This is a genomic window from Mesorhizobium sp. M2A.F.Ca.ET.037.01.1.1 (assembly GCF_003998075.1).
Classification (GTDB): domain Bacteria; phylum Pseudomonadota; class Alphaproteobacteria; order Rhizobiales; family Rhizobiaceae; genus Mesorhizobium.
The window spans coordinates 1-6,947 of record NZ_RZSA01000274.1; the positions used below are offsets into that span (position 1 = coordinate 1).

General features: G+C 65.4%; 8 protein-coding genes. 1 reads left to right on the plus strand and 7 read right to left on the minus strand.

The annotated features are described in order from the left end of the window. From EOA27_RS15545 to obgE, 5 genes are all read right to left on the minus strand, one after another. The coding region (locus EOA27_RS15545; RefSeq protein WP_145970364.1) for an MFS transporter at window positions 1-455 on the minus strand (455 nt) is incomplete at its 3' end. Between the two features lie 93 nt (window positions 456-548). Next, window positions 549-1,136, minus strand: coding sequence for a nicotinate-nucleotide adenylyltransferase (locus EOA27_RS15550; RefSeq protein WP_127256622.1), 588 nt, complete (start codon window positions 1,134-1,136; stop codon window positions 549-551). A gap of 83 nt (window positions 1,137-1,219) precedes the next feature. Further along, window positions 1,220-2,506: a glutamate-5-semialdehyde dehydrogenase gene (locus EOA27_RS15555; protein ID WP_126080691.1), complete on the minus strand. Its 1,287-nt coding sequence runs from the start codon at window positions 2,504-2,506 to the stop codon at window positions 1,220-1,222. A gap of 30 nt (window positions 2,507-2,536) precedes the next feature. Then, window positions 2,537-3,676: a glutamate 5-kinase gene (gene proB, locus EOA27_RS15560; RefSeq protein WP_126080690.1), complete on the minus strand. Its 1,140-nt coding sequence runs from the start codon at window positions 3,674-3,676 to the stop codon at window positions 2,537-2,539. Then, window positions 3,673-4,707 carry a GTPase ObgE gene (gene obgE / locus EOA27_RS15565; protein ID WP_126080689.1) on the minus strand — a complete coding sequence of 345 codons (1,035 nt, stop codon included), beginning with the start codon at window positions 4,705-4,707 and terminating at the stop codon, window positions 3,673-3,675. Before obgE ends, proB begins: the two co-directional genes overlap by 4 nt. A gap of 163 nt (window positions 4,708-4,870) precedes the next feature. On the opposite strand from obgE, the gene EOA27_RS15570 reads away from it, so the two are divergent. Beyond that, a complete protein-coding gene (locus EOA27_RS15570) occupies window positions 4,871-5,734 on the plus strand; it encodes an endonuclease/exonuclease/phosphatase family protein (protein ID WP_126080688.1) in 864 nt (287 codons plus the stop codon). 183 nt (window positions 5,735-5,917) lie between these two features. On the opposite strand, the gene EOA27_RS15575 is transcribed toward EOA27_RS15570, so the two are convergent. Together EOA27_RS15575 and rpmA are read right to left on the minus strand one after the other, a co-directional pair. Continuing rightward, window positions 5,918-6,505 carry a GNAT family protein gene (locus EOA27_RS15575; protein WP_126080687.1) on the minus strand — a complete coding sequence of 196 codons (588 nt, stop codon included), beginning with the start codon at window positions 6,503-6,505 and terminating at the stop codon, window positions 5,918-5,920. 126 nt (window positions 6,506-6,631) lie between these two features. Beyond that, the gene (gene rpmA, locus EOA27_RS15580) at window positions 6,632-6,901 is read right to left on the minus strand and encodes a 50S ribosomal protein L27 (protein ID WP_040991608.1); all 270 of its coding nucleotides are present in this window, start codon (window positions 6,899-6,901) and stop codon (window positions 6,632-6,634) included. Window positions 6,902-6,947 lie beyond the last annotated feature (46 nt).

Consider the following 6,947-nt stretch of genomic DNA (forward strand, 5'->3'; position numbering starts at 1 on the left):
ACATAGAACACTGCCATCACCCGGCCGCGGATCGAATTCGGCAAGGCATCGTTCAGCCAGCTCTGCGCGACGATGAACAGCCCGCAGATGGCGAAGCCGTAAAGCGCCCGCGCGGCGATCCACAAAAGCGGGATCGGCCCGGCCCCGATCGCGGCATTGGAAAGCGCGATCAGCGCCGAGAGCACCATGAAGGCGCGAGCGTGCCCGACGCGCCGCACCAGCGGTCCGGTCAAGATGCAGCCGGCCAACCCGCCGGCAGAAAGCCCGGTGACGATCAGCCCGGCCCAGGTCGGGTCGAATCCATCGGCGCCGAGCCGCACCGGGATATAGGCAAACATCAGCCCATTGCCGATCGCGATCAGCGCCATCGACACGATGACGCTGGCAATGGCGATCAGCGGCGCCGGTTGTTCGGCGCGACCCGGATCGATTGCGGCTTGATTCTGCTTCAGCATGCCTGCGCAGCATCGTTGATCGGAGCAGGAAAAGCCGCCGCAAAAGCGACATGGCCGAACTTCCCTTCCCCCCTTGTGGGGGAAGGACGGCGCTCAGCCGTTCGCGGCCTTGCGGATCGCCGTGGACGACAGCGACGAGCGCGGCCCGTGGATGAAGGTCCAGGCCGGTGCCTGCATGCGGGCGAGCAGCGGCGCGTCGCCCTCGTCGATGCGGGCGTAGTCGAAGGTCTTGGCGACGACCGACGACAGGAAGGAGAGCGTCGCGCCCGGGCGATCGATGACCGCGATCGGGAAGGTCAGCACGATCTCGCGCCAGCGCTGCCAGCGATGGAAGTCGCGCAAGGAGTCCGCGCCCATGATCCAGACGAAATCGACGCCCGGATTGCGCGCCTTGACCAGGGCCAGCGTGTCGGCGGTATAGCGCACATGCTGCGCTGCCTCGAAGGCGGTGACCTTGATCCTGGGATTCCTGGCGATTTTTTCGGAGAGCTCGATGCGCTCGGCGAGCGGCGCGAGTTCCCGCGCGCTTTTCAGCGGATTGCCCGGCGTCACCATCCACCACAGCTGGTCGAGTGCCAGCCTTCTCAGCGCGATCTCGGCGACCAGCGCATGGCCGGCATGCGGCGGATTGAACGATCCGCCGAAGAGACCGACCGTCAGGCCCCTGGCGGCGTGCGGCATGCGAAAGTAACGGGCCGGGACAGTCTGCTCGGCTTGCGAAAGCATTCGCCTTGGCCTCCCTCAGGCCTGCCGGGCGAAAAAGGTCAAGGCCTCACCTGTCCCGATCCGCGCACGCGGTATTTGAACGAGGTGAGCTGCTCGACGCCGACCGGCCCGCGCGCATGCATCTTGCCGGTGGCGATACCGATCTCGGCGCCCATGCCGAACTCGCCGCCATCGGCGAACTGTGTCGAGGCATTGTGCAGGAGGATGGCCGAGTCGATCTCGTTGAAGAATTTTTCCACCGCCTGCGCGTCCTCGGCGATGATCGCCTCTGTGTGGTGCGACGAGAAGGTCTCGATATGCTCGATCGCCTCGCCGACGCCGTCGACCAGCTTCACCGCGATGATGGCGTCGAGATATTCCGTCACCCAGTCGGCGTCAGTTGCTGGGCTGGCTTCGGAAAAAGCCCGCAGCACCTCTTGGTCGGCATGGATCTCGCAGCCGGCGGCCCGCAGCGCTTCGAGGATGGGCACCAGATGCGTGGAGGCCACAGCGCGGTCGACCAGAAGCGTCTCGGCCGCGCCGCAGACGCCGGTGCGCCGCATCTTGGCGTTGACGGCGATCTTCACTGCCATGTCGAGATCGGCCGAGCGGTCGATATAGAGGTGGCAGATGCCTTCGAGATGCGCGAAGACCGGCACCCGCGCCTCGGTCTGCACGCGCCCGACCAGGCTCTTGCCGCCGCGCGGGATGATGACGTCGAGGTTTCCCGAAAGCCCCTTCAGCATCTCGCCGACGGCGGCGCGGTCGGTGGTCGGCACCAGCTGGATAGCATCCTCGGGCAAGCCGGCGGCCTTCAGCCCTTCGACCATGCAGGCATGGATAGCCGAGGATGAATTGAGCGAATCCGAACCGCCGCGCAGGATCACCGGATTGCCGGCCTTGAGGCAGAGCGCGCCGGCATCCGCCGTCACATTCGGCCGGCTCTCATAGATGACGCCGATGACGCCGAGCGGCGTGCGCACGCGCTCGATATGCAGCCCGTTCGGCCGGTCCCATTCGGCGATGACGTCACCAACCGGATTCTTGAGCGCGGCGATCTCGCGAATGCCGTCTGCCATTGCTTTGATGCGCGCAGGCGTCAGTTTCAGCCGGTCCATGAAGGAACCGGACAGCCCGGCCTCCTCGCCAATCGACACGTCGATGGCATTGGCCTCGAGGATCGCCTGCTCGTTGCGCAGGATCGCGTCCGCCATGGCGATAAGCGCATCGTTCTTGGCTGCGGTGGAAGCGACGGCCAACGGTCGGGCGGCAGCGCGGGCGCGACGGCCGATATCGGCCATCAGCGCAATCGTGTCTTCGCCGGATCTTTCATGCAGCTTCAGCATGGTCATCCTCCGCCCGTCGTCGTTCAATACTTAGTCGTCGGCCAATACGTGGTCGCCGGCGACGCTTACCACAAGGTCGTCGCGATGGATCATCGCCGAACGCGCCTCATAGCCGAGCACGTTTTCGATCTCGGCCGTCTTCAGACCTGCGATCCTTACGGCATCCGCGGCGTCATACGCAACCAGCCCGCGCGCGATCTCGCGACCCTCGGGCGACAGGATCGCCACCGTGTCGCCGCGCGAGAAATTGCCGCTGACCAGTTTCACGCCGGCCGGCAGCAGCGACTTGCCCGACTTCAGCGCGCCGATGGCGCCGGCGTCGACGGTGAGCCGACCGGCCGGCTCGAGCTGCCCGGCGATCCAGGTCTTGTAGCCCTTCACCGGATTGGCGCTCGGCTTGAAGAAGGTCGCGCGCTCGCCGCGCTCGATCGCCATCAGCGGCGACAGCCTGGTGCCCGAGGTGATGATCATGGCCGTGCCGGCGGCGTTGGCGATCTTGCCGGCGTCGAGTTTTGTCCGCATGCCGCCGCGCGACAGCTCGGACGCGGCGGCGCCCGCCATCGCCTCGATGTCGGGCGTGATGCGATCGACCACCGGAATGAATTTGGCCTCGGGGTCCTTGGCCGGCGGCGCCGTATAGAGCCCATCGATGTCGGAGAGCAGCACCAGAAGATCGGCGCCCATCATCGTCGCCACCCGCGCCGCCAGCCGGTCATTGTCGCCGTAGCGGATTTCCGAGGTGGCTACCGTGTCGTTCTCGTTGATGACGGGCACCGCCTTCATCTTGAGCAGCGTCGAGATCGTCGCGCGCGCGTTTAGATAGCGGCGGCGCTCCTCGGTGTCGCCAAGCGTCAGGAGGATCTGGCCGGATTTCAGCCCATCCTTGCCGAGCGCGTCCGACCAGGCGCCGGCAAGCGCGATTTGGCCGACGGCGGCGGCGGCCTGGCTCTCCTCGAGCTTCAGCGCGCGTTTGCCGAGACCGAGAATGGTGCGCCCGAGCGCGATGGCGCCGGACGAAACGACCAGCACTTCGGCGCCGGCATTGGCAAGCACCGCGATGTCGTCGGCAAGCGAGGTCAGCCAGTCGCGCTTCAAGCCCGTCGCGCGGTCGACGAGCAGCGCCGAGCCGATCTTCACCGTGACGCGCCGGTATGATTTCAGCGATTTCATGGGTTTTGCCAGCGCGTCTCGACGGGAGCCGGCACGGCATCGCGAGATTCGGCAACCACCGCCATCAGCGCCCGCAGCACGGCCTCGACGCCTTCGCCGGTGACGGCCGACAGAAGCAGCGGCGCGCGGCCGGCGGCGCGCTTCAGCGAGGCCGCGTTCTTCTTGCGGGCCTCCGCGTCGAGAATATCGACCTGGGAAAGCGCGACGATCTCGACCTTATCGGTCAGCCCATGACCATAGGCCTCGAGCTCGGCGCGCACCGTCCTGTAGGCCTTGCCGGGATTTTCCTCCTGCGCCGACACCAGGTGGAGCAGCACGCGCGTGCGCTCGACATGGCCGAGGAATCGGTCGCCGATGCCGACGCCTTCATGCGCGCCCTCGATCAGGCCTGGAATGTCGGCCAGCACGAATTCGCGGCCGTCGATGCGGGCAACGCCAAGGCCGGGATAGAGCGTGGTGAACGGATAGTCGGCGATCTTCGGCTTGGCCGCGGTGACGGCGGCCAGGAAAGTCGACTTGCCGGCATTGGGCAGCCCGACCAGGCCGGCATCGGCGATCAGCTTGAGTCTGAGCCAGATGCTGAGCTCCTCGCCAGGCAGGCCGGGATTGGCGCGGCGCGGCGCCTGGTTGGTCGAGGTCTTGAAATGCTGGTTGCCGAAGCCGCCATTGCCGCCCTTGGCCAGCAGGAAGCGCTGGCCGACCACGGTCAGGTCGCAGATCAGCGTCTCATTGTCCTCTGCGAAGATCTGGGTGCCGGCCGGCACTTTCAGCGTGATGTCGGCGCCTTTGGCGCCGGTCATGTTGCGGCCCATGCCGTGCATGCCGGTCTTGGCCTTGAAATGCTGCTGGTAGCGATAGTCGATCAGCGTGTTCAGCCCGTCGACCGCTTCCGCCCAGACATCGCCGCCTCGCCCGCCGTCGCCGCCATCCGGGCCGCCGAACTCGATGAATTTCTCGCGCCGAAACGACACCGATCCGGCGCCGCCGTCGCCGGAACGAATGTAAACCTTGGCCTGATCGAGGAATTTCATCGGATTTTCAAGTTTCTGCTGATGTCCATGAGCGATTGCTCTAAGGCATGCCTTAAACCAAGGCGGAGCTAAGGGCGAGGCCCGTTTTGCGACTAAAGCGCCTGATGCCCTTGGGCCAAGGACGCGATAGCACTGTTTGCGCGCGAGACTGGGAGGCGCGGGAATGAAGATCGTTTCCTACAACATCCAATACGGCATCGGCCTTGACGGCAGATACGATGTCGGGCGCATCGCCGACGCGGTGCGCGGCGCCGATGTCATCGCGCTGCAGGAGGTGACCCGCAACAACCCGCGCAACGGCGACCGCGACATGGTGGCCGAGATCAGCGAGGCGCTGCCCGATTATTTTGCCGCCTATGGCAGCAATTTCGAGGTCAATGTCGGCTCGCGCGTGGACGCCGGCCGCGCCGTCACCCGGACCTTCCAACTCGGCAACATGGTGCTGTCGAAGACGCCCATTCATCTGTCGCGCAATCTCCTTCTGCCGCGCAGCCGCAGCCTCGAGACCATGAACTTCCAGCGTGGCGCATTGGAAGCGCTGATCGAGACGCCGCTTGGCTTCATCCGCTTCTATTCCACCCATCTCGACCATCGCAGCCCGGTCGAGCGCCAGGGTCAGATCCGTTTCCTGCGCCAGCGCCTCCTGAACTATGCGCTGGAAGGCGGCGGCCTGTCGGGCATTCCCGAGATCGGCCTGCCGGACCTGCCCTATCCGGAAGCCTTCATCGTCATGGGCGACTTCAACATGCTGCCGGGCTCGCCCGAATATGTCGAGCTCGCCGGCCGGCCGGATCATGAGTTCGGCATGCCGCTGACCGCCGATCTCGCCGTCGACGTCGCCCAGCGTCTGGCGGTCGCCGACCTCGTCACCTGGGTCGATCCTGAGCGACCCGCCGACAAGAGCCGCCACAAATGCATCGACTACATCTTCACCAGCGCCTCGCTCGCCAGATCGCTGCAGCGCCTGTGGTCCGACCGGGACGCCGTCGGTTCCGACCACCTCCCGCTCTGGGCCGAACTGGGCTGAGTCGCGGGACTCCCCCTCATCCGGCCGCTACGCGGCCACCTTCTCCCCGAGGGGAGAAGAGGTTGGCGCCGGCGCTTACCTGCTCCTCTCCCCTTGGAGACCGGTCGGATTGACCCGAATTGCCCTGGCAATTCGGTTGGCAATCCGGGTAAGGGCGCGCCGCTCAACCTTCCGAAGCACCGATCAATAGTGGATCCAGTTGCGGAGACTGTTCCATGTCTTCCTGTCGAGCCGATAGCGCTCGACCGGCACCTGGCCGGCGACGATCGAATTCAGCATGCCCTGGCCGGCATACTGGAAGCCGCATTTGTGGATCACCCGCCGCGAGGCCGGATTGATCACCCGGGTCGAGGCATGCAGCACCTGGATCGAGGTCCGCTGGAAGGCGAGGTCGACCAGCGCATGCGCGGCTTCGGTGGCGTAGCCGCGCTTCCAATAGGGCTCGCCGATCCAGTAGCCGAGCTCCAGGCCGCGGTCGGTCGTGTTCAGGCCGGCGCAGCCGACGAAAATGTCGCTCTCCCTGAGCGTCAGCGCATAGACGATGCCGGCGCGCCGCGACGCCGCCATGGCAAGGAAGGTGCGGCCCTCGGCCTCGCCATAGGGGTGCGGCATGCGGGCCAGCATTTCGGCGACATGTCGGTTGTCGGCTAGCGTGACGAGTTGCTCGAGATCGCTCTCGCGCGGGGCGCGCATGACCAGCCGCTCTGTGGCCAGCGCCGGGCAATCGATCGCGTAACTTTCGTCTTCGGTGTCTTCCGCTTCGGCAACCATTTTAGTCCTCCAGGGCAAGAAAAAATGAAAAAGGAGAGAGGGCGAGCCCATCTCTCCTGATCCTTTTCCTGGCCTGGCCAGACACCGGTTCCCGAGATGGGCGCCGGTGTTATGGTGCGGAACCGGCTACTCCGCTGCTTTGGTAATCGGGTTCACCGATACGTAGGTTCGGCCGTTGGCTTTCTTGTTGAAGGTGACTGCGCCGGCTTCGAGCGCAAAAAGGGTGTGGTCCGTTCCCATGCCAACATTGGTGCCCGGATGCCATTGCGTGCCGCGCTGACGAATGATGATGTTGCCGGCGACGACGGCTTCGCCGCCGAACTTCTTCACGCCCAGACGCTTGGAGTGCGAATCGCGACCATTGCGCGACGAACCGCCAGCTTTCTTGTGTGCCATTTGACTAACTCCGATGCGCCCTGAGGCGCTTGAATGGTCTTATGAA

What these genes read in the sequence shown, in the direction of transcription:
- EOA27_RS15550 (WP_127256622.1), bottom strand. Translation starts at nt 1,136, where the DNA reads ATGCCGCACGCCGCCAGGGGCCTGACGGTCGGTCTCTTCGGCGGATCG.
- EOA27_RS15575 (WP_126080687.1), bottom strand. Translation starts at nt 6,505, where the DNA reads ATGGTTGCCGAAGCGGAAGACACCGAAGACGAAAGTTACGCGATCGAT.
- EOA27_RS15570 (WP_126080688.1), top strand. Translation starts at nt 4,871, where the DNA reads ATGAAGATCGTTTCCTACAACATCCAATACGGCATCGGCCTTGACGGC.
- EOA27_RS15555 (WP_126080691.1), bottom strand. Translation starts at nt 2,506, where the DNA reads ATGCTGAAGCTGCATGAAAGATCCGGCGAAGACACGATTGCGCTGATG.
- proB (WP_126080690.1), bottom strand. Translation starts at nt 3,676, where the DNA reads ATGAAATCGCTGAAATCATACCGGCGCGTCACGGTGAAGATCGGCTCG.
- rpmA (WP_040991608.1), bottom strand. Translation starts at nt 6,901, where the DNA reads ATGGCACACAAGAAAGCTGGCGGTTCGTCGCGCAATGGTCGCGATTCG.
- obgE (WP_126080689.1), bottom strand. Translation starts at nt 4,707, where the DNA reads ATGAAATTCCTCGATCAGGCCAAGGTTTACATTCGTTCCGGCGACGGC.